The 23,897-nt window shown below is 53.2% G+C and carries 19 protein-coding genes; 4 read left to right on the top strand and 15 right to left on the bottom strand.

Translation table 11 applies throughout. The features are described from left to right. Window positions 1–145: 145 nt before the first annotated feature. A complete protein-coding gene (locus tag KJI95_RS14410) occupies window positions 146–1,981 on the bottom strand; it encodes a DUF3413 domain-containing protein (protein ID WP_214507886.1) in 1,836 nt (611 codons plus the stop codon). Window positions 1,982–2,056: 75 nt separating this feature from the next. Continuing rightward, complete coding sequence (locus KJI95_RS14405; protein ID WP_214507927.1) at window positions 2,057–2,275, bottom strand: YejL family protein; 219 nt, start codon at window positions 2,273–2,275, stop codon at window positions 2,057–2,059. Window positions 2,276–2,352: 77 nt separating this feature from the next. Between KJI95_RS14405 and yejK the strand changes: the two genes are divergently transcribed. Next, window positions 2,353–3,381: a nucleoid-associated protein YejK gene (gene yejK, locus KJI95_RS14400; protein ID WP_214507885.1), complete on the top strand. Its 1,029-nt coding sequence runs from the start codon at window positions 2,353–2,355 to the stop codon at window positions 3,379–3,381. A gap of 281 nt (window positions 3,382–3,662) precedes the next feature. On the opposite strand, the gene KJI95_RS14395 is transcribed toward yejK, so the two are convergent. After that, window positions 3,663–4,385, bottom strand: a complete 723-nt coding sequence (locus tag KJI95_RS14395) for a DUF4336 domain-containing protein (protein WP_214507884.1) — start codon at window positions 4,383–4,385, stop codon at window positions 3,663–3,665. A 323-nt stretch (window positions 4,386–4,708) separates the two neighbouring features. On the opposite strand from KJI95_RS14395, the gene KJI95_RS14390 reads away from it, so the two are divergent. Continuing rightward, window positions 4,709–5,593 carry a 6-pyruvoyl trahydropterin synthase family protein gene (locus KJI95_RS14390; protein ID WP_214507883.1) on the top strand — a complete coding sequence of 295 codons (885 nt, stop codon included), beginning with the start codon at window positions 4,709–4,711 and terminating at the stop codon, window positions 5,591–5,593. A gap of 141 nt (window positions 5,594–5,734) precedes the next feature. Beyond that, a complete protein-coding gene (locus KJI95_RS14385; RefSeq protein WP_214507882.1) occupies window positions 5,735–6,580 on the top strand; it encodes a M23 family metallopeptidase in 846 nt (281 codons plus the stop codon). 223 nt (window positions 6,581–6,803) lie between these two features. On the opposite strand, the gene gloA2 is transcribed toward KJI95_RS14385, so the two are convergent. From gloA2 to KJI95_RS14340, 9 genes are all read right to left on the bottom strand, one after another. Next, window positions 6,804–7,187, bottom strand: coding sequence for an SMU1112c/YaeR family gloxylase I-like metalloprotein (gene gloA2 / locus KJI95_RS14380; protein ID WP_214507881.1), 384 nt, complete (start codon window positions 7,185–7,187; stop codon window positions 6,804–6,806). Between the two features lie 41 nt (window positions 7,188–7,228). Then, window positions 7,229–7,648, bottom strand: coding sequence for a VOC family protein (locus KJI95_RS14375; RefSeq protein ID WP_214507880.1), 420 nt, complete (start codon window positions 7,646–7,648; stop codon window positions 7,229–7,231). A 128-nt stretch (window positions 7,649–7,776) separates the two neighbouring features. After that, window positions 7,777–8,910 (bottom strand): alpha/beta hydrolase, encoded by a 1,134-nt coding sequence (locus KJI95_RS14370; protein ID WP_214507879.1) that lies wholly within the window; start codon window positions 8,908–8,910, stop codon window positions 7,777–7,779. A 135-nt stretch (window positions 8,911–9,045) separates the two neighbouring features. Further along, a complete protein-coding gene (locus KJI95_RS14365; RefSeq protein WP_214507878.1) occupies window positions 9,046–9,378 on the bottom strand; it encodes a YggL 50S ribosome-binding family protein in 333 nt (110 codons plus the stop codon). Window positions 9,379–10,183: 805 nt separating this feature from the next. After that, window positions 10,184–11,173 carry a transposase gene (locus tag KJI95_RS14360; protein ID WP_214507877.1) on the bottom strand — a complete coding sequence of 330 codons (990 nt, stop codon included), beginning with the start codon at window positions 11,171–11,173 and terminating at the stop codon, window positions 10,184–10,186. Window positions 11,174–11,424: 251 nt separating this feature from the next. Beyond that, entirely contained in the window at window positions 11,425–12,006 is a 582-nt protein-coding gene (locus KJI95_RS14355; protein ID WP_214507876.1) for a hypothetical protein, read from the bottom strand. A gap of 103 nt (window positions 12,007–12,109) precedes the next feature. Next, entirely contained in the window at window positions 12,110–12,412 is a 303-nt protein-coding gene (locus KJI95_RS14350) for a hypothetical protein (RefSeq protein WP_214507875.1), read from the bottom strand. 805 nt (window positions 12,413–13,217) lie between these two features. Further along, entirely contained in the window at window positions 13,218–15,272 is a 2,055-nt protein-coding gene (locus KJI95_RS14345; RefSeq protein WP_214507874.1) for a bifunctional 2',3'-cyclic-nucleotide 2'-phosphodiesterase/3'-nucleotidase, read from the bottom strand. A 307-nt stretch (window positions 15,273–15,579) separates the two neighbouring features. Continuing rightward, window positions 15,580–17,793 carry a M3 family metallopeptidase gene (locus tag KJI95_RS14340; RefSeq protein WP_214507873.1) on the bottom strand — a complete coding sequence of 738 codons (2,214 nt, stop codon included), beginning with the start codon at window positions 17,791–17,793 and terminating at the stop codon, window positions 15,580–15,582. Between the two features lie 301 nt (window positions 17,794–18,094). Here KJI95_RS14340 and KJI95_RS14335 point away from each other — a divergent pair, with 301 nt between their 5' ends. Beyond that, window positions 18,095–19,696 carry a dipeptidase gene (locus tag KJI95_RS14335; protein ID WP_250885838.1) on the top strand — a complete coding sequence of 534 codons (1,602 nt, stop codon included), beginning with the start codon at window positions 18,095–18,097 and terminating at the stop codon, window positions 19,694–19,696. Window positions 19,697–19,894: 198 nt separating this feature from the next. On the opposite strand, the gene ggt is transcribed toward KJI95_RS14335, so the two are convergent. The 3 genes from ggt to hppD form a co-directional block, all read right to left on the bottom strand. Then, on the bottom strand, window positions 19,895–21,649 hold the full coding sequence (ggt, locus tag KJI95_RS14330) for a gamma-glutamyltransferase (RefSeq protein WP_214507872.1): 1,755 nt from the start codon (window positions 21,647–21,649) through the stop codon (window positions 19,895–19,897). A gap of 277 nt (window positions 21,650–21,926) precedes the next feature. Beyond that, window positions 21,927–22,547, bottom strand: coding sequence for a LysE family translocator (locus KJI95_RS14325; RefSeq protein WP_214507871.1), 621 nt, complete (start codon window positions 22,545–22,547; stop codon window positions 21,927–21,929). Between the two features lie 276 nt (window positions 22,548–22,823). Next, window positions 22,824–23,861 (bottom strand): 4-hydroxyphenylpyruvate dioxygenase, encoded by a 1,038-nt coding sequence (gene hppD, locus KJI95_RS14320; protein WP_214507870.1) that lies wholly within the window; start codon window positions 23,859–23,861, stop codon window positions 22,824–22,826. Window positions 23,862–23,897 lie beyond the last annotated feature (36 nt).

Genomic DNA, 23,897 nt, shown 5'->3' with positions numbered 1-23,897 from the left:
GATAACAACTATTTGGTTTGATTGCTTAGTTTGTATCCGAAGCCCTTAAGCCAGGCCCTTAAACCAAGCTCTTAAGCCACGCTCTTAATCTAAGCCCTTAACCTGAGCCCTTAAACCCAGATGCCTTGCACTAAACTCGCATCTGTCAGTGCCGGTACAAACGGCGGCCTTCACGCATCACCTGAATCAGATCCGGCGCACTCAGCTTTTTGTCGAGCCTGTGCTCAAAGCTTGCGTCATACACATCATATTTGCCGTGACGGTCAATCAGGGTGATTTCATCTTCCTGATAAATCGCGAAAAAGCGGTTGTCACCCACATATACCCAAGGCTGCTCGCTTGGCAGTAACAGCTGCCGTCCGGCGCTGTAATCGGTAATAGGATTGGTGCAGCCAAGCACTTTGGTCATCAGGGTTGGGGCGATGCCGTGATGGCTGGTGCTGTAGTTTACGCTGCCTTTATCGCCATTGGGCCAATGGATAAACAGTGGCACCCGCACGGTTTGCGGCGATAGATCGCGGCTTGCTTCACTGCTACTGCTGGTAAAGGCTTTGCCGCTGACGCCGGTCACTATGATGAGCGTATCGGCCATCGCCTCGCTGCCATGGTTTCCGAGCAGCTTTTGAAGCTCGCCATCAATAAAATTCAGCGACTGGCGATACTGGTTAAACAGCACGCGCTCGGCAGGTGCCATGCCGGCCGGGGCCAGAATGGTTTCAATGCCGACAAAGCCAACCGGCGTGTCGTAGGTGTCGGGGGCGCCAAGATTCAGCACGGTAAACCAGGGGCCGGTTTGGCCAGCGCGCCAGCGCTCAAATGCTTCGCGGCTTTGAATATCCGCAAGCGCTCTTGAGACCGAGTCATCCATCAGGCTGCTGTCAAAATCCTTGAAGGTGGCAAGGGGCCGTGGGCTTGCTTCATTGGATTTCGGGCCAAACCGCTTGAGTTGATAACCCGCCGCCTTAAAGCTTTGACCGAGCACAGGCGAAATGTTTTTAAAATCATTGCTGCCGATGTAGCTGCCCTGCAGGCCATACATCAGTGAAAACATGCCGCTGTAGAATTGATTGCCGCCACTTAGGTGTTTTTCAAAGCGCTGGCTGTTTTGCGAGAAACTGGCCAAAAAGGGCATGGTTTGCGCGTTGACCATGTCGGCGCGAAGCCCGTCGATGGCGACTATCAGCACATTTGGCTGGCGCTGCGTATTCGGCTGGCTATTTACTGCAGCGGTGTTTGTATCGCGGCTGCAGCTTAAGGGCGCGAGCGGGTAGTTGATGACCTGCTCAGGCATTTCGGCCGGGACGTCACGGCCACTGTCGAGGCCATGGGACTCCATAAAGCTTCGGGCGGTGGCGGGATAAAACAGCGGGTAAGCATCGTCGTAGCGGGTGATGTCTTTTACCGCCGAGGCGTCGCCCCAAATGTGGATAAGGTGGCTTGCGATAAAAAAGCTGCCCACCAGGGTTGCCACCTTACTGCCAATCCCGAGCCGCTCGAGCTTGGCCATCCGCTTCCACAAAAAGTTGGCGGCGGTGAGCTCAAGCGCAAGGATCGCCACCGGCGTGACGATATAAGAGGTGCCGCGCAGCAGCGCATGCAAGTCGGCCCAGGCCACATCAAAGGCAAAGGGCGACAGGTGCACGCCGTAATCATCGTAAATGATGGTGTCGTACAGGAGCACGCACAGGCCAAGGGTGGCAACCGCCGCGCCAAGACCGCGCAGAATTTTGGCGTAGGGCAGCAGCAGGGTAAGCGGAAACAGGGTCAGCAGATAGACCAAAAACGCCAGAAAGGCGAACTGGCCGATACTCGCCAGCAGCAGGTAACCCCAGCCGAGCGCCGATTCCGGCAGGCCAACGGTGTCGAGATAACGGCTGCCGACTATCAGTGCCAGAAAGCCATTGAACAGGGCAAACCAGTGCCCCCAGTTAACGAGCCTGGAGACTTTATCCCGTACCAGCTGTTGTTTCCTTTCCACCATGGGCGCTCTTTTGTTCTCGCGGTCGGTTAACATCTTGGTATCTTAAGCACTTTTTTTGTGCAGCTACCAGTTTTATCAGGCCTTGGAGACAGATTGACTCAAAGCTTTGGCAAATTGTTCGGCCACGGCGGCGCGGCTTGCGGCTGGCACCTTGGTTTCCAGCAGGTGGCTGACACAGTTGCCCAGTACCATCAGCCCCAGATCGGTTGGCGCCTGATGTTTTTCCAGTACCGCCAGCACTTCGGCGAGCAGGGTTTCTACTTGGGTATTGGTGTATTTGGATTGAATAGCCATAGTCAAAAAATGATTCACAAAGGTTTGGGTTAGCGGCATATAATACCGGATTTCCACGGCTATCACTATCCAAGGCTATGACGATTAAAGTAGAACAGGCCATTATTCATGAAATTGCCCAGAATCACGAAGGGCAGCTCAGCTGTCGTCTGCGTCCTCAGCCGCTGCTGAACAGTCAGGCGGTGGAGCTGATGCTCGAAGAGCTGCATCAGTCTTACACCAGCAAAGCCGGTAAAGGGTTTGGCTTTTTTGGGACCCACGGCGACGATGGTGAGGCCAATCCGGCCTTTGCCGACGGCCTGAAACAGTATCTGGATGGCTCGCTGGGCTTTGTGGAATTTACCGGCCTTGCCAGTAAGCTTTTGCAGGACGAGCTTGGCAAATACGATTTCAGTCAGGGCGGCTTTTTGCTGTTGGCCTGCTACAGCCACATGGCGAGCGACTACCTGTTTGTGGCGCTGCTCAGTGCCAAGTCATCGATGACAGTACTCGATGACATGGAGCTGACCCAGGTTAACCATCTGGATTTGGGCAACATTCAGCTCGCAGCCCGCATCGATACCTCCGAATGGCAGGCCGATAAAGAAAGTCGCAAGTACATCTCCTTTATCCGCGGCCGCGCCGGTCGCAAGGTGGCGGACTTCTTCCTCGACTTTATGGGCTGCGTTGAAGGGATTAACCCCAAGGCGCAGAACAAGAGCCTGATGATTGCCGTGGAGGACTTTGTCGCCGGCAGTGAGCTGACCAAAGACGAGCGCCAGGCTTGCCGAGACAAGGTATTTGAGTTTTGCGCCGAGCGCTTTGATGCAGGCGCCGAGCTTGATATCAAGGACTTGGCCGACGAGCTTGCCGATTCGGGCATGGACTCTTTTTACGATTTTGCCACCACAGGCGACTATGGCCTCGAAGAAGAGTTTCCGGTGGACAAATCGACCCTGCGCCAGCTTAAAAAGTTCTCCGGCACCGGCGGCGGCGTCAGCATCAGCTTTGATGGCCACCACCTTGGCGAGCGGGTGATTTACGATCCGATTTCCGACACCCTGGTGATTAAAGGTGTGCCGGCGAACCTTAAAGATCAGCTGCATCGTCGCCTCAAGGGCGAATAACAGCGCCGCCCAAATCGGCCCTGAAAAATGGCCGCGGCTGGCGAAAATGTAAAAGGCGACTCAGGTCGCCTTTTTCTTTGGCTCGGTTTTCTCTGGCTGGATTTTTCATTGACTGGATTTTTTGGACTGGCGCTTTTTTTAGTATGTCTTTTCCAGACTGTACGAATTGCGCTCAGCACGGCTTTTTGCTTTTTGTCCCGTCAACCGTCAACCGTCAACCGCGTTTGATTCGCTCTTTCAATCAGGGCTTTTCACAATATTTCCCAAACCTGCCACTGACGTTAACCCCGTGCTCGCTCTGGTTTTGCTGCGGGCCTTGGCTCTCCCACCCAACTGAATGAGCGCTCGATAAAGGGCAGTGCATTGCTACGGATACAATGGCCGTGGGCGAGAATGATATGCTCCGGCTGCCAGCGGCGAAACTGATTTATTGCCATGCGCGCCTGCGCCTTGCCGCCCATAAAGGATAAGCGCCAGTCGAGCGGCGTTTTGCCGTTGGGCGCGAGTATGCCGGTGATGCGTGCAAGCGGCCTTTGCCAGGCGCTGAAGTGTTCGGGAGCAAAGTTCTCAATCAAATCGGTCAGGATTAAGGTGCGCGACGCCTTATGGAAAAACACCGCTTCTTGCATCACTTTTGAGCCTTTGACGATGCAGTTTTCTATCTCGGCGCGCCACTGTGGCGGGGCTGTGTCGCTTAAGTCGGCATCAAAGTGCAGGTGAGCGCATTTGGCGGCCACGCCGGGCGCAGCAAAGGCTTGTGCGTCTGGCCAGCGCGCCTGCCACCTGCCGATAAAAAGGTGATGTAATTTATTGGGCGCAATCAGATAGGCGACCTCGCCAAGGGGCATCACTTTGCGGATCAACATGTCGGTGAGTTCAATCGGTGAGTGCACCCACAGCTTGCCGTTTGCAAGCCTGACTATGGTCATGCGCGTCGTGTAGGGCAGGCCAAAAAAGGGCACCGCCGGGCCGTCAAACACATAAATATCCTTTGCCCACTCCATGTTTTGGCTCCTCGCTATTTTTAACGCAGCTGATTTTTTAACGCAGCTGGCATTCAGCGTGTTTTGGATCTTACCGCCTCAGCACAGTGGCGGCATTGGCCAAAGGTTGGCTTGTGGTGGCTGCTGGCCGTACTTTCTGACCAATTGCACCAAAACGACGTAAATTTGCCCGCTTGGGGCTGCATCAGGCTCGCCCGTGGCAGTTGAATTGTTTAGAATTGAGTTCTTATTGACTGTCGGTCGGCTCAGGTCCGTCGGACAGTTTGGCGCAGGCCCGCCGTTTCTGTGGCTTAAGGCAGACTGTTTCTCTGCCCGGGAGTGTTATGCAACTTTTTGTTAAAGATTTGACTGTACTTGATTTTTCTTACCTTTGCGCCAAGCGCGGCATGGTAGGGGAAAGCTGGATCGTGGATGTGGTGCTTGAAGGTGGCCTTGACCATCAAAACATGGTGCTGGATTTTGCCAAGGTAAAACGCACCATCAAAGACACCATAGACAGGGTGGCCGATCACCGCCTGCTTATTCCAACCGCCTCTTCTCAGGTTCGCTGGCAGCAGCAGGGCGAGCGGGTATGGATGGACTTCGACAGTCAGGTTGGCAGCATTCATCTGGCGTGTCCAAGCCAGGCGTTTGCCCTTATTCCGGCCGAGCAGGTCGATTTTGAGTCGGTGAATGCCTTTTTACGCAAGGCACTGCGTGAAGCGCTGCCACAGAATGTTGACGGCATTCATCTTACCCTTCGCATCGAAGCGCTCGACAGCCCGTTTTACCATTATAGCCACGGCCTTAAAAAGCATGACGGCAACTGCCAGCGTATCGCCCATGGCCATCGCAGCCCGGTGCAGGTATTTGAAAATGGTGAGGCCGCGCTTCATTGGAACCAATACTGGGCCGAGCGCTGGCAGGACATTTACCTTGGCACCGAAGAAGACGTGGTGCCGGTAAGCGAGCTTGAGCTGTCGGCCCAGACCCGCATCTCGGACACCAGCCATTACGGTTTTCGTTACGAGGCGCCCCAGGGCGACTTCCAGCTCGCCATGCCGCGCCCTTGCTGCGATATTTTGCCCCACGACACCACGGTTGAACTGCTGGCCGAGTTTATGGCCACCACCCTCGCCGAAAAGGCGCCGGGCAGCCACTTCAAAGTGATTGCCTACGAAGGCATAGGTAAGGGCGCGATTTCCTCTGCTGAAAAGGCCGCGGACTGAACACTTAACTCAGCGCTTAGCTCACTTAACTCAGCGATTAACTCAGCGCTTCGCTCAGCGCTTTGCTAATCGCTTGAGTGAGCAGCTTAATAAACGCTCGAACCAGCACTGACAACTTGCTATCTGAAAGGACATTTTTTGATGATAAAGCCCTGGATTGCCGCCCTGTTACTGACTCTCAGCACCAGCGCGGTGGCGCAGATTGAACTCAGTGGCAAGATGGAGCAGGGATCGCTTATCCGTGGCAAGGTGCCTGCAGGCAGCAATGTCAGTCTGAACGGCAAACCACTGCGAGTGACCCCCGCGGGGGACTTCGCCTTCGGTATCGAGCGTGAAGGCGCGCTTACCCAGGAGCTTAAGGTGATTTATGCCGATGGTTTCAGCGAAATCAAGCCGCTTAAAATCGCCAAACGCGAATATCAAATCTCCCGGGTGAATGGTATCGATAAGAAAATCATGGAGCCCGACCCGAAGGCGCTTGAGCGCGCCGCCAAAGACAGCGCCATGACCAAGGCGGCGCGGGCCACAGATTCGGATTTAACCGCTTTTACCTCGGCGTTTATCTGGCCTTTGACCGGCCGCATTTCCGGCGTGTATGGCAGTCAGCGGGTGTATAACGGCGTGCCCGGTAACCCGCACTTTGGCGTAGACGTGGCCCGTAAAACCGGCACTGTGGTGGTATCGCCCGCCGACGGGGTGGTGACCCTTGCCGTGCCCGACATGTTTTATTCAGGCGGCACGCTGATTATTGATCACGGCTATGGCGTAAGCTCCAGTTTCCTCCATCTATCAAAGCTTTATTTAAAGGTGGGTGATAGCGTAAAACAGGGCGACAAAATAGCCGAAGTGGGCGCCACCGGCCGTGCCAGTGGTCCACACCTCGATTGGCGTCTCAATTGGTATGACATGCGCCTCGACCCGGCAACCCTGGTGCCGCCCATGTCTGAGGTGCTTGCCACGCAAAAGGCCAATGCGCCCAAGCAATGAGCGTCACCGCCACTGCCTGTACAAAAAGGCCAAAAAGCCAAAAAGGCCAAAAAGAGAAAAGCAAAACGCCGACCTGAGCAGGTCGGCGTTTTACTTTTTGGGCGGGCATCACTTAACAAGAGTCGAGCGAACAAGCGTTTTTGTGAAAGCAGTTCAGTGCTTGAGCGCTGTGCTGCTGCGTTGCTGAGTTACTGTGCTTCTGAGTTCTGAGGAAAGCCGCAGCCTAGGCTTGATACAGCTCCAGCGGTAAACCGTCCGGGTCACGGAAAAAGGTAAAAGGTTTGCCGGTAAATTCATCCACTCGCACCGGCTCTACTTCAATGCCCTTGGCGGTCAGGATGTTTTTGGCCTCCTCAACCGACTCGACCACAAACGCCAGATGGCGAAGGCCGCAGGCCTCTGGACCGGTTGGCCGTGCGGGCGGCGCGGGGAAGGAGAAGAGCTCCAGCTGACTGCCGTTTGGCAGACGAAGATCAAGCTTATAGGAGTCGCGCGCTTCGCGGTAATGCTCGGCGATGATTTCAAGGCCAAGCACTTCAGTGTAAAAGGCTTTTGAGCGGCCATAATCGGAGCAGATAATGGCCACATGGTGAATGGCGCTTAACATTGCCAGGTTCTCCTTCGGCTTTGTATGGTGGGCGGCGTTTTTCACTTATCCTGCGGTGGTTGTTTAAGTTGCAGCAAGTCCCATTTATTGCCGTATAGATCCTGAAACACCACGACAGTGCCATATTCCTCGGCCCGCGGCGCTTCATTGAATACCACACCAACGCTTTTCATCTGCTCATAATCACGCCAGAAATCATTGGTATGCAAAAACAGGAACACACGGCCACCGGTCTGATCGCCCACATATCGCGCCTGTGTTTCGCCGCTTGCCTTTGCCAGCAAGAGATTAGTCCCGTTTGAGTTTGGCGGTGAAACCAGTACCCAGCGTTTTCCGCCGCCCAAATCGGTATCCTCAACCAAGTTGAACAGCAGCTTTTTTGTATAAAACTCAATCGCTTCATCATAGTCTGCAACGACCAGTGCGACACTACCTATGTGCTGGCGAACGGGCTTTGACATATAGCCTCCCAAGCTTTTGCAAAACTGAGATCCTACACCAGTTGAGCATGGATTTGGAAAGAGCAGGTGGACAGAGCAAAGTAATAAAGTACGCTGGTATGCATAGCCGTCTTTTTTGCTGTTTTCACTTAAATAAACAACGCCTCAAGCTGTGCTTTTTCATCAGGTGTTAGCTCACTTAATGTGTTTAATGCCTCTTTGAGGGCCGCTTTGGCATTATCCGGCAAGTTGAAATGTAAGTAGGCCTTAATTAAGGCTGTGTGCGCAGTTAAAGAGTGCGGATAATTTGTCCGATTCCACTTGAGCAGTGCCAGCGCATCATCTTGCCGATTTAAGTATTGCAGCCACCCCGCATAACCATTGGCTTTATCTTCCGGGATCATGATATCGGTGTTTAGCAGTGTCGAGCGACTGGCAAATTTTTGCTGTAAATCTGCCAACGTTTTAGGCTCGCCTTCAGGGATAGGCCAATCTGCGAATATATGTTTGAGCCCAGCATATTGGCCTTGCAATACCGTGGTATTGTGAGTTTCGCTGCCAAACGTCTGGCTAGAAACGACCAATTTTGGCGATGGAGTTCGCGTAAGTAAATCGACAAATCGCTGATAAGGCGCGGTCATGGTTGGTTCTTCATTGGCAATCGAGACGAACAGGCGGCCTTGCAGGCGCTGCTCTTTTAACGCCGGCTCAGCTAGTCCGAACAATTGTTCGTCGTTCCAATATAAAGACGGGCTGATGGCGATCACCCCCTGAAACAAGCCAGGTCGTTTCACCAATGCATTGATTGCAAACTGTCCACCGTGGGAGGTACCGGACAGCACCTGATAGTCCAGAGTCCGGTATTGTTGTTTTACAAAAGGAATTGCCTCCTTTTCCAAAAAACCTAAAAATCGGTCTGCATTTTCCGGTTGATTGGGGTTTTGCTTGCCTGTCGGCGTTAACGTCAGGTCTCTTTCCCGTGTTTCACGCGGATTAGTAATACCGACCACGATCATCGGCGGCATTTGCTCAAATTTGGCTAAATAGTCGACTGTTCCGGCCGTATGAGGCCCCTGAATGTCGCCATCGGTCAGGTACAACACCGGATAACGTTCCTGACTATCTTGGTAGCCTGCCGGAAGGTAAATCAATATGTTACGCTTTTCGCCAAGCACAGCACTCTCTATCACCCGCTCTTGAAATGCAGGAACGCTCGGCGCTGCCCAGGTTTTACACAGGCCTCCAATGATGAGCAGCAGTAATCCATAAACTATTTTATTCACAATTCGTCCTTAAATTTGAGAATGCTATCTTTCAGTCAGGAGGGGGGCTTTAATAAATGCGTTTGTTAACACTTTAAAAAGGATGGGCTTAACTCGATGTATAGGTTTTTGATTCTAATCCGGCTGAGCAACTTTTTATATGCCATAGTTTGCATCAACCAACTGGCCAACAACAACATTTGAAATAAAGTTTTTTGAGTGAAGAAAATCTTTAATGGCTTCTCTGTCATCATTAGTTGCTGAACTGTAGCGACTATTTGAACAGATGAAAGCTTCGAAGGTCTTTGTAGTACCCCAGCCACCCATGCAAAGCTCGCGATTTTCGACCAAATCCAGTAATTGATCGAAAAACGAGTCTAGTTCACACTCTGTATTTAGATTTAAATCGCACGAAAACTCGAAGCCATAAACAGCAAATTCCTCTAAATACAGTTTCTTTCGTAATCTACGTTTTTTAATACTGGCCATGTATATTCTCAGGTATATGACGCCTTTAGCAGCGGCGCCTAACGCGTAGTTTGCTTTATGTTGACGCTGAGCGAAGCGACAACACAAAGTAAGCTGAGTGTTGGGCGTCCTGGCGCACGTATTGTTTGTACGCGATTGCTGCCTAAACTATTTAGGTGTTCTTACCTTGATTTTCTAGCAGTAAAGTATATGAACGCACCAAGCCTATAATTGAATAACTAGGTGTAATAGAAACAACTGACCATCCCTCATTATTCAATGATACGATCTTCGAATTTAACTCATTAATATTTGGCTGACTGCTCCAGAATGACAATTTTTTGAAGAGAACTACTTTTTGCATTTATGTCTCCTTTCTTTTTGAAATCAAACAAGGTAGTGCAAATTTCCAATTGATACATAACGTTTGGTTAAGGGGCCGGCTTTAGCCGGTCCCGAGTGAGCGAAGCGAGCGACTTGAACCATTTGTTAGGGAAGTGCACGGACTTATTTTGAGGCATCGTATATATCCAGATTTAGCTTTATTCCGCGCGCCCCAAGGGCAAGCAATGCTTCCGGAGAAAGCGTCAAACCGTCATTAAAGCTTGCCATGAAAATGCTGCAAAAAGCGAGGGATATGGGACAGCCTAAAAACTCGTTAGACCGAAACGCATGAAGCGTGCCCCGATTGTGACACTGACTACCGTCGTGGTCCTTCAGCATCTTTGCTCGGGAACATTGAAAACCACAGCAAAAGTGTGATTTACAGACTTGCCGGCATCAGGCTTAGGCCTGTTTAAGTTAACCCCTGAATGCGAGATTGACGTTAATGGGGATGTATCGCTTCGCTTTGTCGCTTACCTCGGCACCACTTGCCACCGCACTTGGCTTTCATGGCGCACATCGCATCCCATCGGCCGCTGATGCCACTGTATTGGCGACGAAATTCTTTCGCTGAGGTTATCCAGGCATCATCACCGATGCCAAGTTCGTGCAAAAGCTTTGGTCTGGTAGAGGCAATAAAGCCGCGTTTGTCGTCACGCACTGCTCGGCCAGTCCAGTCAATAAGTTCCAGATAATCAGCAAAGTGAAAGGGGATGCCGGATTGCTCGGCGTTAATGGCAGCGCCATCGAATTGCAGTAACGGCTTTAACGAGGCGGTTAGTGGCGCAGGCTCTGCAAGGTCTGCAATTCGTTCCTGAATAGATGTGTAATCAGATGCTTGCAGCGAGTCAGCAATGCCAGCCCGAATGGGGTTTAAGTCTACGTACATCATGCAGGCGAGCAGCGCCTGTTCATCGAGTAGCGCCTGCGATTTAAATCGCCCTTCCCAAAATACGCCCTTACAGCCATCTTCCCGATTGGCTTTGCGGGCAATTTCTTCGTTTAAACAGCGCATAAACCAACTGATACTGCCAAGTCGCTCCTGCCAGTCGCTAATTAGCCTATCCAACAGAATGCGCTCGCCCTCTGACAGGTTTTCGCCCTTGAGGAATTTTGCCGCGACGGGATTGCCGCAAAAGAGCTGTGTCCAGCGTTCAATCACGTCAAATGGCGACAGCGCCTTTTGAGCTGAGACATCAATTTTCAGCACCAAATGATAGTGATTCGACATCACCGCATAGGCGCAGACATCAATACAGAATATTGACGACAACTGCCTGATTTTATCAACTATCCAGCCACGGCGATGCTCATAGCTACGGCCTGATAGCGCATCCTCGCCACACAAAAATGCCCGTCTGACACAACGATTAATCACGTGGTAGAAGGGCGTACTCTCGGGATCAATCAACTGGCGTCGAGCGGTAGTCATGGCGACCCTCAACAGGTTCAAAGGAGGTTCTTCAAAGCCTAGTCGAGGGTCGGCGAAACCTCAAAAAGGTCTGGCTGTCCGGTGTTTTCGCTTGAGAGAAAAGAAACCTAAATCATGACTCATACTCGGATTCCATTGAGAGAGTTAACGCCTGGCACAACGGCGAGGTAAAACTGGCGCTAAATTTGCGCCAGCAAATTTTGTGACAGCTTTTGCCGAGTCCGATTGCTGCCACTTGTTAGCTGCTGACATTAGCTAGCCCAGCCCATGTTAATGAAATCGCCGGAATCAAAACCAACAGCATAACCAACTTGTTTGTCAGGGAATGACTTGATGTATTGCTTCATTGCTTTCTCTGCGACCCTAAGTGCATAGGCCAAGCAGAGCGTGTACTCCGCCTTATTTCCAAGCCCTGATTCCGAGTAAGCCAATCGGTATAGATTAGCCATAATACCAGAATTGAAATAACCTGCTTCTGGGTAATGCTCAGCATTGCAAGCCCAATCAGCATCCTCATTTTCAGGATCAAATGAAGATGACACACTAAAATAGAGGCCCGCTATCGTTTCCCCGCTTTCGAGGACAGGGTTGTTGATACCGAACCAAAACCCTTTTTCGTCAAATTTTGCAGGCTCTTTCTGTAAAACAGAAACTACGTGATTTGAAAGGCTTTCTGATTCGTTTTGATAATCAAGTCCAGCAAACTTATCCCAACCTTCACTTGGCTCGATCGCCTTGCATGCGTCAAGAATCTCCGTCATAAATGCCGAGACATCAGAAACGTCTTTATGTGTTGCTATGGCTTCAAATGCTTTTGCATAATCGAATGACACACGATCTCCTTGAGGCAGCTAACGCCTTGCTTTGGGGCAGCCGGAGCAGAGCGAAGCGGCGTGTAGGCTGTCCCAGCCGCGCAGCGGCGACAACAGCAACTTGTTAAGTGTTGTTGGCACAATGCGCCCCTATTATTTGTTTTTGCAATTCACCCGGAACATTAACCCAAGAAACACTTTGCGTAACCTTGAGTTTGCAGCCTTGCTCTGATGCGGCCCTGATTATTTGTTGGAACCATTCAAGGTAACCCCACTTCCTTGGCTTAGCACCGTAAAGATAGCAACGCTCACTATTCCAGTGAACCTCCATTGCCTCGCGATAAATCATAGGAAAGGTTGCATTTGAGGGCTTCACGTAGAGCCTCTCTTCTTCATCAATGCCTATTTCTTCGATTCTATCTTCCATACTCGATTAGACACTTAACATTTGTATCGTGCGCATGCGCATAATCTCCCATCGGACCACTTTGTAAGATTTCACGCAACGCGCTGTTTTTAAATTTGATTTTCAACTTATCAAAAATCATCTTGGGTGGAAAGTGCGCTTGCGCATGATTTGCGCTCGCTTTGTTTCGTGCGCCATTTTTAAGCTTATGAATTTGCGAAAGTTATAAAAAATGTGGCAGAAATAGTGCGCAAAGAAAGCACGGCTTTTAGCCTAAAAGTAGGCTGTTTTAAAATCATACTGTGTGGGTATACAGTGTTGGGCAGATTGCAGCGGCTGAATGAATCCCCACTGCATGTTTTAGTTATAAAACAGGGCTACAGGTTGCGACTACCCGTTGCTCAGGCTAAGGCGATTAGCTAAGGAAGCGTGTGGGATGCTCACCCCAGAAGCAGTAGTTGTCGATGTGACTGCTGTTCGTTGGGTATTGCTGCAGGCCTTTACCGGCCATGGGGCTATCTGCTTCTTATGGGATTCTGCCGGGCAGGCTACCGCACGGGCTTAGGCCACCAGATTGCCGCGTTTCCATGCTATATGTGCCCGATGAACAGTGGTTTTAACCAGGCTTCATACTGATTAATCACGTTTTTCTTCCTTAAACGGGCTGGCTGTTAAGCTAATTGAGAGCAAGTGTAATGGCAAGGTAAATAGTGCTTTGCTGCTGACCAGATGCTGCCCTGTATGCAACAAGATGTTGCTATGGACTGTGTGTTTAGCGAAAAAAAAGCGCCCGCAGGCGCTTTTGAGTCAGTGGCAAGCAAGCGGCTTATTTGCTCAAGTCGATGCGATACACGGCATAACCCAGTTCGTCTTTGCCGACCTTGGTCATGGCGCGCTGTTTGTTTTGCTCGATAAAGGCATCGGCCTTGGCGCTGTCCTGGGTTTCGAAGCGTATATCCAGTGTCACTGCGCTGTTGATGGTCACAAAGTCCCAGTTGTAGTCGGCGGTGGGGTTAACCATGCCTTCATATTTGCCGGTGGTTTCGTTGTACTTCGACTCGGCGGTGATATAGGCCGCGAGCGCCTCGCGGTTGGTGTCGGGCAGCTCCAGTACCACATGGTCGCTGCCGGTACCGGCAAACTTGCCACCGAAGGCGCGGTAGTTGTTGGAGGCGACAATAAACTCTTTGGTGAGCAGCTCTTCGCCGCTGTACACCTTGCCGGTGGCGTCTTTAAAGGACAAATCCACGATGCGGTTGGCGTTTTCATTCACTACCTTACAGTCACGGTCGAATTTACTTGGCTGAGTGACGTCAATCTTGTAGGTCATGCCGTCGAGCACATCGAAGTTATAGGTGGGATGGCCAGCCCAGTTGATAAGGAACTGCGGCTCGCTCTTGCTTGGGTCAATCCGGTTGAACTGATTGGCTGAGCACTCGAGCCAGTCTTTAAGCTCGGCGCCGGTCGCTTTTACCGCCACCATGGTGTTGGGGTAGAGATAAAGGTCGGCGGCGTTTTTAAAGGTCAGCTCGCCTGCGCTCACCTGCACGTACTGATCTGCATCCGAGGTGGTGCCGTGGCGGCCTCCTGCCTTGAAGGGAGCGGAAGCCGATATCACCGGCAGGTGCGCAAGCGATGCTGGCAGCTTGGCTTTGACGTTGGCAATTTGGGCGTCGGAGACGATTTGCACCGTTGGGTCGTCCTGCACCAGGGTTAAGAAGCTGTACATGTCGGCTGCGGCCACACCGATAGGCTCGTCCACAAAGGCGAGGGTGCCCTGATGTTCAAGTTCAACGGCATCGTGGATGTCTTTGTCGGCCTCTACCAGTGGCGCTTTGTTGGCGCCATCGTAAATGGGGCGGGCCTGGGTTGTCACGTCGAGCACACTCCACTTGCCGTCTTTGCGGGCAAGTTTAAAGTCGACCACGCCGAGGTTATCACCCCAGCGGCCGGGCATCACAGCGGCTACGCCATTGAGCAGGCCTTTTTCCACGTTGGTATTTGGCAGGTCGCTGTAACGTGCATCCGGGAAGATAGAGTGGCTGTGGCCGAACATGATGGCATTGATGCCTTCAACCCGGGTGAGGGCGTAGGTGGCGTTTTCGGCCATGGGGTCGCCCGGGTTTTCAACCGAGCCAATGCCAGAGTGGGGAATCGCGATAATGATATCGGCGCCCTTGGCTTTCATTTCGGGCACGTATTTTTTGGCGGTTTCCACTATGTCGGCGGGCTCAACCTTGCCGGTGAGGTTTTGCTTGTCCCACAGCATGATTTGCGGCGGTACAAAGCCGATGTAGCCGATTTTGAGGATGTGTTTATCGCCGTTTTGGTCGATAACTTCTTTTTCTTCAATCAGGTAGGGCGTGAACAGGTGCTCGCCCTTTTTGATGCCCTTCCAGCAGCCGTTATCGTCGGCGCAGTAGACGTTGGCATTGATGTAAGGGAATTCGGCACCGGCGATGGATTTTTCAAGAAAATCCAAACCATAGTTGAATTCGTGGTTGCCTATGTTGCCCACGCTGTATCCCAGCAGATTCATGGCCTTGTAGGCCGGGTGCACGGCGCCATCGGCGATGCCGATTTTGGCCATATAGTCACCCATGGGGCTGCCCTGCAGCAGGTCGCCGTTATCCACCAACACATGGTTGGGGGCTTCTTTGGCGGCGGCCTTGATAAGGCTCGCGGTGCGCGCCAGGCCGATGGTCGGGTCCTGTTTGCCGCTGTAGTAGTTGAAATCCATGATGTTGGTGTGCAGATCTGTGGTTTCCATCACCCGCAGATCCACCAACACCTCTTTTTCTACTTTGTCATTGTCGGAGCCGCAGGCGCTGACGCCCAGTGCAGCGGCAATGGTTACCGCCAACAGATGTTTTTGATTCATATCCATATCTCTTGATTTTATTTATGGAAGGCGCGAACACATATTCGTCCCTTCCTTACCCCGGGCGCACCTCTGTGGGCGCGCTCCATCATCCAGCCCAGTGCTTAAGCGCAATTGGGCGCGTGAAGAGTATCAGCTCTAATGGCTGCAGAAATGTGACCTGAGGGTTGAAACTGAGTATCAAATTGTGTCTTTACTCACGGCTGGTGCTTTTGTGGGCGACTTTAGCGGTTTGTGGTGCTTTTCTGACCAACAAAAAGCGCCCATTGGGCGCTTTTATATAAGCTTTTATGCAGTTACAGCGTTATTACAGCAGGCCGCGGCTTTTCAGCAATGGCTCGATGTCGGCGTCTTTACCACGGAACTCGCGGTACAGCAGCATGGGGTCTTCACTGCCGCCCTGAGACAATACCGTCGCACGGAACGCCTTGGCGGTATCCGGGTTGAAAATGCCTTTTTCGCGGAAGGCGTCAAAGGCATCGGCGCCGAGAATGTCGGCCCAGATGTAACCGTAGTAACCGGCCGAGTAGCCGCCGGAGAAGATGTGGCTGAAGTAGGTTGAGCGGTAGCGCGGCGCAATCTCGTCAATCAGGCCCATTTTCTTGAGGCTCGCGGCTTCAAACGCGGCAGCGTCCTGCACTTCGCTGCTCTCAAGGGTGTGCCAGTCAAGGTCAAGCTTGGTGGCGGCAAGGTACTCAACCGTGGCAAAGCCCTGATTGAACTTGCTGGCGGCCTGGATTTTTTTCACCAGCTCATCGGGAATGACTTCGCCGGTCTTGTAGTGCTTGGCAAACTGCGACAGCACTTCGGGCTGGGTCATCCAGTTTTCGGTCACCTGGGATGGGAACTCCACGTAGTCGCGCGGCACTGAGGTGCCGGACTGGGCTTCGTACTCAACGTTCGACAGCATGCCGTGCAGCGCATGGCCGAACTCGTGGAACAGGGTGCTGGCTTCATCGAAGGTCAGCAGCGAAGGCTCGGTCGCGGTTGGGCGCGGGTAGTTGAGCACGTTAACGATAATCGGCACCACACGCTTATCGCCAAGGCCGCTCTGTGAGCGGTAAGCGTTCATCCAGGCGCCGCCACGCTTGGAGTCGCGCACATAGTAGTCGCCCATAAAGATGGCCAGCAGTTTGCCGTCATTGTCGAATACTTCCCAGGTGCGCACGTCGGGGTGGTACTTGGGCAGATCGGTGCGCTCTTTGAATGTCAGGCCAAACAAGCGGTTGGCTGTGTAGAACACGCCTTCGATGGTGGCATCGAGCGAGAAGTAAGGGCGGGTGTCCTGCTCGTTAAAGCTGTACTTGGCGACGCGGATTTTATCGGCGTAGTAGTCCCAGTCCCAGGGGGCGAGCTTGAAGTTGCCGCCTTCGGCGTCAATCAGTTTTTGCATCTCGGCCACTTCAGCCTTGGCCTGATTGATAGCCGCAGGCCACACCTTATCCAGCAGCGCATAGACGTTGTCGGGATTTTTGGCGGTGTTTTCTTCCAGCACGTAATGGGCGTGGGTTTTGTAGCCCAAAAGCTTGGCACGCTCGGCGCGAAGGGCAGCAATCTCAGCCAGGATTTTTTTGTTGTCTTTGGCGTCGTTATGGTTGGCGCGCTCAACATAGGCGGTATAAAGCTGCTGGCGCAGCTCGCGGTTGTCGGCGTAGGTCAAAAACGGGGTAATGGACGGACGCGAGGTGGTAAACACCCATTTGCCTTCTTTGCCTCGGCTCTTGGCGGTTTCGGCGGCAACATCAATTACGCTCTGTGGCAGGCCTGCGAGTTTGGCCTTGTCGTCGACGATAAGCTCAAAGCTGTTGGTTTCGGCAAGCACGTTATCACCAAACTCGAGTCCGAGTTTGCCAATCTTTTCATTGAGCTCACGCAGTTTGGCCTTGCCTGCTTCATCGAGGTTGGCGCCGCCGCGGCTAAAGCCCTTGTAAGTATCTTCCAGCAGGCGAGCCTGAGCGGTATTCAGCCCGAGGCTATCACGCTGGTCGTATACCGCTTTGACTTTGGCGAACAGTTTATCGTTCAGGAAAATATCGTCGCGGGCTGAGGAGAGCATGGGCGACACTTCTTTGGAAATCGCCTGCAGGCCCGGCGTGGTATCGGCCGAGGTCAGGTTGTAAAACACCGCCGAAACCCGGCTTAGCAGCGCGCCGCTTTTTTCCATGGCTTCGATGGTGTTGGCAAAAGAGGGTGCTTCGCCGTTGTCGATAATTGCCTGAATTTCAGCCTTCTGGCGCTTAATCCCTTCCTGATAGGCAGGCAGATAGTGAGCTTCGTCGATTTTGTCGAAGGCCGGAATGTCCTGATAGGTGTTGTAGGGTTCAAAGAAAGGATTCACTGCGGCCGCCGGTGCTGGCTCGGCAGCTTGAGCGACGGTCTGAGTGGCAGCTTGAGAGGCAGTGCTGGCCTTCGCGTCAACCGCAGCGGCGGTGTCTTTGTTCTCGTCATTGCCGCAGGCACTGAGGCCGAACGCCAGTGCCATGGCGACAACCAGCGGTTTGAGGGTTTGTCCCTTAGTCATATGATTATTTTTCCTGTAAAAAGTGGTGCGTGTGCATTCGCAGGCGCATTTACGTGCGTACTTGCATGAGAAGTTGCATGAGCATTCACATAAACATCCCAGCGAACATCCGGCGGTCGAATGTACTAATAGATTTGCTGCCGCCTTGGTGACAGCCTTGTTTAACATGCTCAGGCTGGCTATCCAAGGCCAAGCGGGATTTTGTTGTAACAAAAGTTGGCTGATTGGTTGTCAGGCTGTTATCTCGCAGGTTAAATGGCAGCTTACCCTGCCCATTCTTACGATAAGTTCAGAACCCGACATGAATAAAAATAACAAACGCCGCGCTCTTGCCCCTGTGGGCGTGTTAAGCCTGCTGTTGTCACTGATGCTCAGCCAAATGAGCGTCGCCAGCGGGGCCGATCTGCAACAAAATCCAAAGTTAAACGCACCATCAGAGGCTGCCCTTGCCGCAGCGCACTATGCGGTGACCCATTTTGAAACCGCGCAAATCGATACCCTGAAAACCCTGGTCAGTTATGACACCCGCGCCCGTGATGGGCTGACGCCTGAGACAGACCCGGTGTTTGCCGACTTTAAGCGTGCGCTTGGGGTTAAGGCGCGCATGCTTGGGCTTGAGGTGGAAGACCATGGCTATGTGATGCTGATAAGCCTGTCACCCGAGGGCGCCTCTGCCAGTACCAAAAAGGTTGGGGTGATCACCCACGGTGATGTGCAGCCCGCCGATGCAGGTTTGTGGCCCCAAAGCCCCTATGAGCTTACCGAAACCTCCGATGGCAGGCTGGTCGGCCGAGGCGCTGAGGACGACAAGGGGCCCATCGCCACCGCCCTTTATGCGATGAAGGCGATAAAAGACAGCGCAATTCCCCTTAAGCGGCGCATCGAGCTTGTGGTGTATATGGCTGAAGAGTCGGACTGGGAGCCGCTGGAAGCCTTTTTGAAAACTTATGATGCGGCCGACATTAATATCACGCTGGATGCCGAATACCCTGTGGTGACCGGCGAAAAGGGCTGGAGCCAAATCAAGCTGACTGTGCCGAAAGTGATGGCAAAGGTGGCCGAAGGTACGCCTGTGCTGACGCTGTTTGAAGGCGGAAGCTTTGCAAGCCAAATTCCGCAGCAGGCAAGGGCAGTTATCAAGCATCCGACGCCCGCGCTGATTGCAGCGCTTAAGGCGCGCGCCTCCTCCTTGCCCATCAAGGCTGATTTTACTCAGGCAAGCGACGGGCTCGTCATTGAGGCCACCGGCAAGGCGGCGCACTCCTCGACGCCGGAAGATGGCATCAACGCGGTGGCGTACCTTGCATCGCTCCTTGCGCCTGCTGCCGAGGGTGCCATTCCCGACTGGCCGATGACCACGGCGGCCGTAACGGTGGATTTTCTAAATTCGCTGGTGGGCGATGGGCTTTATGGTGAGAAGTTTGGCAAGCTTGGTTATCGCGATGAATTTATGGGGCCGATGACACTGGCACCGACGCTGATAACCTACGGCGCTGATGGCGCCGAGCTGACCCTTAACCTGCGCCGCCCCGTTGGCAGGACGCCGGAAGAGCTAGACACGCTTGCCCACGCGGCAATTGAGGCGTGGCAGCAGGCGAAGGGCATGCAGGTAACAAACATCGAAACTTACTGGGGCACGCCAATGCTGGTAAAGGATGCGCCGCACCTTGATACTCTGCTTGGGGTTTATGGGCATTTTACCCACACGGTCAATCCAAAACCGGTTGCCATTGGCGGCTCGACCAATGCCAAACTCTTCCCCAACGCCTTAAGCTTTGGTCCGGCGATGCCGGGGGTGGAATACACAGGTCACAGTGAGCTTGAATTTATTACCAAAGCTCAGCTTAAACTGAATCTTCAAATGTACACCGCCGCGCTGGTGGAGCTGGCCCAGCGCCCGTAAAGCTTGCCCGTAACGCTTGCCCGTTAAATGCGCTTCGCGCCGGTTAAGCCATGCGCTTCGTGCCCGTAAATCAAAGGGCTCAGCGCCCGCAAATCAAAGCGCTCAGCGCTTGTCGCAGCAGCAAATAAAAAAGCGCCTTCGGGCGCTTTTTGTTGAGCTCATAGATTGGAGCCGTTGCTGAACCTGATCGAGAATAACTCAATACCCCAGGGTTTCGCTGGCGCTCTGGCGCGGATCGGATGCGCCGTACATGCCTTCAGGCATCACCACAATCGACTGGGTTGAACCCATGGCGTGTTTGATGGTGATTTTATGGCCCTTGGCTTCCAACAGGCTACGGGTGTCGAGATTCAGGCTGCGCTCGGTGCGGATTTCATCCGGATACCATTGATGATGAATGCGCGGCGCAATGCTTGCTTCGGCAATATTCATCTGATGGTCGACCACGTTCATGATGATTTGCAGCACGGTATTGATGATGCGGGCGCCGCCGGGGCTGCCGGTCACAATAAAGGGTTTGCCATCTTTCATCACTATGGTCGGGCTCATGGATGACAGCGGCCGCTTTTGTGGCTCCACTGCGTTGGCGTCGCCGCCGAGCAGGCCATAGCCGTTGGGGCTGCCTGGTTTGGCGGAAAAATCATCCATTTCGTTATTGAGCAAAATGCCTGTGCCCTTGGCAACTAAACCTGAGCCGTAGCTGAAGTTGAGGGTATAGGTGTTGGATACCGCATTGCCCCACTTATCGACCACCGAATAGTGGGTGGTCTGGTCGCTCTCGTACGGCGCGAGCTTGCCGGGCTTTATGTCATCCGATGGCGTGGCTTTGTTGGCGGCGATACTTTTGGCGATGGCATCGGCGTAGCCCTTACTCATCAGCGCGGCAGCGGGCACCTTCACAAAGTCAGGATCGCCCAGATATTCGCTGCGGTCGGCGTAGGCGCGCTTCATGGTTTCGGCCATAAAGTGGATGGTCTGGGCGCTGTTATGACCCAGCTCGCCGATGGGGAAGTGCTCAAGCACGTTGAGCATCTGAATGATGTGGATGCCGCCTGAGCTTGGGGGCGGCATCGACACCACTTCAAGGCCGCGGTAATGGCCGCGTACCGGCTCACGCTCGGCAACCCGGTAATTTTTTAAGTCATCAAGGCTCATTACGCCGCCGGCAGCGCGGATGGCTGCCACCAGTTTTTCGGCGGTTTCGCCTTCGTAAAAGCCTTTACTGCCCTGCTTGCTGATGCGTTTTAGGCTTTGTGCCAGATCTTTTTGCACCAGCCGCTCGCCCACATTAAGGCTTTTGCCATCGTGGGGATAAAAGATTTCTGCCGAGGATGGCCATTTCGACATCCAGTCATCGAGGCCTGCAAGCTCGCTTGCCAACGCCGCGGTGACATCCACGCCGTCTTCGGCCAGTTTGATGGCGGGGGCTATAACTTGCTGCAGGCTCAAAGTGCCGTACTTTTTAAGGGCAAGCTCCATGCCCATCACGGTGCCGGGCACGCCGACCGCGAGGCCGTGGCTGCGGCTCAGTTCATCCACCGCGTTGCCCTGTTCATCCAGAAACATGTCGCGCTTTGAGGCCTTGGGCGCTGTCTCGCGATAGTCGATGGCGATGGTTTTGTTGTCTTTCGCCAGATGCACCAGCATAAAACCGCCGCCGCCGAGGTTACCGGCCTGGGGCAGGGTGACTGCCAGAGCAAAGCCCACAGCCACGGCCGCATCCACGGCGTTGCCGCCTTGTTTGAGAATATCGACACCGATGCGGGTGGCGAGCGCTTCCTGGCTTGATACCATGCCGTGTTTGCCAAACACAGGTTGGGCGGTGGCCATTTCGCTGAAAATGGCCATGTCGTTCATGGTGGCCTGAGCCGGCAGGCTGGCTGCAAATGGCATGGCCACCGCAAGTGCCAGTACCAGCGCGCGCTTGCTGAGGGCATTAAGGCGAGAGTGCATATTCTTCCCCTGAAATATGTTTTTTATATTTTACAATCTGTTTAGTAAAGCCAGTGCTTACTGTGCCTGCTCGGCTTTGGCTTGGCAAGCGCCGGCTCACACTTATTGCTGAGTGCGATGGCTTGTGATGGCATCTGTTGGCTTCGGCGTAATGCTCGGGCGGCCAGCGGTAAAGCGCGCAGTGTTTTTATTAATGAATTAGCCACTTATCGTGCATGACTTAGCTGCTTATTCGCTTATTAGTTCGTTGATGCGAGGCAGGAGCGCAGCCTGGTGCTCAGTCGCCAAAGGCGAGCCACAGGCCGACAAACAGCATCAAACTGCCGGCAATGCGGTTAAGCAGCGTGAGGTTATCGCCCCGGCTCAGCAGCGCTTTAAGGGTTTTACCGCCGCTTGCGTACAGCAGCAAACAGCCAAACTCGGTGACAAGAATAATCGACAGCAGCGCCAGCAACTGCGGCGCCAGCGGCCGCTCGACATTGATAAAGGGGGGCAGCAGCGACACCATAAAGGCCCAGCCCTTGGGATTGGAGACTGCCGTGACAAACCCCTGGGTGATCAGGGCAAGCGGATGTGGCGATGGCCCGGCTTCCGCTTTAATCGCAAACTTGCCGCGGGAGCGCCACAGGTTAACGCCAAGGTACACAAGGTAGGCGCCGCCAAGGTATTTGAATACCGCAAAAACCGAGGGGTAATTGAGCATCAGGGTTGCGACCCCTAGCACGGCGGCGAGTGCCACCAGGCCCACGCCCACAAGCTCGCCTGCCATCATCCACAGGCTTTTGCGCACGCCAATACTCATGCCAAGGGTCATGGCCAGGGTCATACACATGCCGGGGGTGATGGACACAAACAGAAAGGTGGGTATAAACACCGCAAGTAACGTTAAATCAGGCATATAGCTATGCTCTTGTTTGGCAAAGGTCCGAATTGAGTGGCGAGCAGTGTAATCGGTACACGCTTGTTTTCACAAGGGCGGGAGTTTTAACAAAGGCGGTAGTTTTCACAAGGGCAGGAGTTTTAACAACAGCAGGGAATTGTCCCAGAGCCGCACTTAAAGTAAAAGCGCTGCACTCAAAGTAAAAAGCTGCCGTGAGGCAGCTTTTTGAAAATGTTGGCAGCTTTTTGAAAACGCTTGCAGCGGCTTTAGGTCAGATCTAAAGCCGCATGGGGCTTAGAGTACGCCGCGGCGCATCTGATCGCGCTCGATAGACTCGAACAGCGCCTTAAAGTTACCTTCACCGAAGCCTAAGTTGTTCTTACGCTGGATGATTTCGATAAAGATGGGGCCAAACAGGTTTTTGGTGAAAATCTGCAGCAAATAGCCGGACTCATCGCCATCCACCAGGATCTGGTGATGCTTGATGCGCTCTCTGTCTTCAGTGACCTGCGGCAACTTCTCGAAAATGGTGTCGTAGTATTCGGGGATGATGTCCAGCGTAGCAATAGATGAGCCTTCCATCGCATCCAGCGAGGCCACGATATCGCGGCTGCGGAATGCCAGGTGCTGTACGCCCGGGCCATTGTATTCACGCAGGTATTCGTCAATCTGGTTACGATCGTCGCCTTTACCTTCGTTGATCGGGATACAGAAGCTGCCGTCAGGTGAGCGCAGCGCGTAGGAGATCAGCGCAGTCTGCGACCCCTTGATGTCGAAGTAACGCACTTCGGTAAAGCCAAACACGTCTTTGTAGAAGTTTGACCATTGCTCCATGGTGCCCTTGTAGACGTTGTTGGTCAGGTGGTCGACTTCCATAAAGCCTTTTTCCTGAACAATCACAGGCTCATCCAAATCGACAAAGTCGGTGGCGTAGATGTTGTCAGCGCCGAAACGGTCGATGAAGTAGATAAGGCTGTCACCGATGCCGTAAATGGCTGGGTAGGGCAAGTCTTTCACGCTATCTGGTGCGGCCTTGGCGCCACGCTCAACCGCGTGCTTGTAAGCATACTCTGCATCTTCCACACGCCAGCCCATGGAGGTGATGGCCGGGCCGTGTGACTTGGCAAAACCGGCCGAGAAACCGGCGCGGTCGCGGTTCATCAAAAAGTTGATGTCGTTTTGCTGGTAATAGTAGATGTCCTTTTCCTTGTGCTTTTTCAGCATGGAAAAACCAAAGTCCAGAAACACCTTGTGCATGAAATCGTTATCGGGCGTTGCAAACTCGGTAAATTCGATGCCGAGCAGGCCCAGTGGATTGGTTTCGCTTGCCATTGTCTTGTCCTCTTTCAATGGATTGCTGCCTGGAAT

The organism is Shewanella jiangmenensis (genome assembly GCF_018596335.1).
Classification (GTDB): Bacteria; Pseudomonadota; Gammaproteobacteria; order Enterobacterales; family Shewanellaceae; genus Shewanella; species Shewanella jiangmenensis.
Note: the sequence above shows the minus strand (reverse complement) of the source record. Positions and strands in the feature narration are given on the sequence as shown.

Excerpts from the sequence above, each read along its gene's own strand:
- KJI95_RS14410 (WP_214507886.1), bottom strand. The coding sequence starts at position 1,981 with ATGGTGGAAAGGAAACAACAGCTGGTACGGGATAAAGTCTCCAGGCTC.
- KJI95_RS14405 (WP_214507927.1), bottom strand. The coding sequence starts at position 2,275 with ATGGCTATTCAATCCAAATACACCAATACCCAAGTAGAAACCCTGCTC.
- yejK (WP_214507885.1), top strand. The coding sequence starts at position 2,353 with ATGACGATTAAAGTAGAACAGGCCATTATTCATGAAATTGCCCAGAAT.
- KJI95_RS14395 (WP_214507884.1), bottom strand. The coding sequence starts at position 4,385 with ATGGAGTGGGCAAAGGATATTTATGTGTTTGACGGCCCGGCGGTGCCC.
- KJI95_RS14390 (WP_214507883.1), top strand. The coding sequence starts at position 4,709 with ATGCAACTTTTTGTTAAAGATTTGACTGTACTTGATTTTTCTTACCTT.
- KJI95_RS14385 (WP_214507882.1), top strand. The coding sequence starts at position 5,735 with ATGATAAAGCCCTGGATTGCCGCCCTGTTACTGACTCTCAGCACCAGC.
- gloA2 (WP_214507881.1), bottom strand. The coding sequence starts at position 7,187 with ATGTTAAGCGCCATTCACCATGTGGCCATTATCTGCTCCGATTATGGC.
- KJI95_RS14375 (WP_214507880.1), bottom strand. The coding sequence starts at position 7,648 with ATGTCAAAGCCCGTTCGCCAGCACATAGGTAGTGTCGCACTGGTCGTT.
- KJI95_RS14365 (WP_214507878.1), bottom strand. The coding sequence starts at position 9,378 with ATGGCCAGTATTAAAAAACGTAGATTACGAAAGAAACTGTATTTAGAG.
- KJI95_RS14360 (WP_214507877.1), bottom strand. The coding sequence starts at position 11,173 with ATGACTACCGCTCGACGCCAGTTGATTGATCCCGAGAGTACGCCCTTC.
- KJI95_RS14350 (WP_214507875.1), bottom strand. The coding sequence starts at position 12,412 with ATGGAAGATAGAATCGAAGAAATAGGCATTGATGAAGAAGAGAGGCTC.
- KJI95_RS14345 (WP_214507874.1), bottom strand. The coding sequence starts at position 15,272 with ATGAATCAAAAACATCTGTTGGCGGTAACCATTGCCGCTGCACTGGGC.
- KJI95_RS14340 (WP_214507873.1), bottom strand. The coding sequence starts at position 17,793 with ATGACTAAGGGACAAACCCTCAAACCGCTGGTTGTCGCCATGGCACTG.
- KJI95_RS14335 (WP_250885838.1), top strand. The coding sequence starts at position 18,095 with ATGAATAAAAATAACAAACGCCGCGCTCTTGCCCCTGTGGGCGTGTTA.
- ggt (WP_214507872.1), bottom strand. The coding sequence starts at position 21,649 with ATGCACTCTCGCCTTAATGCCCTCAGCAAGCGCGCGCTGGTACTGGCA.
- KJI95_RS14325 (WP_214507871.1), bottom strand. The coding sequence starts at position 22,547 with ATGCCTGATTTAACGTTACTTGCGGTGTTTATACCCACCTTTCTGTTT.
- hppD (WP_214507870.1), bottom strand. The coding sequence starts at position 23,861 with ATGGCAAGCGAAACCAATCCACTGGGCCTGCTCGGCATCGAATTTACC.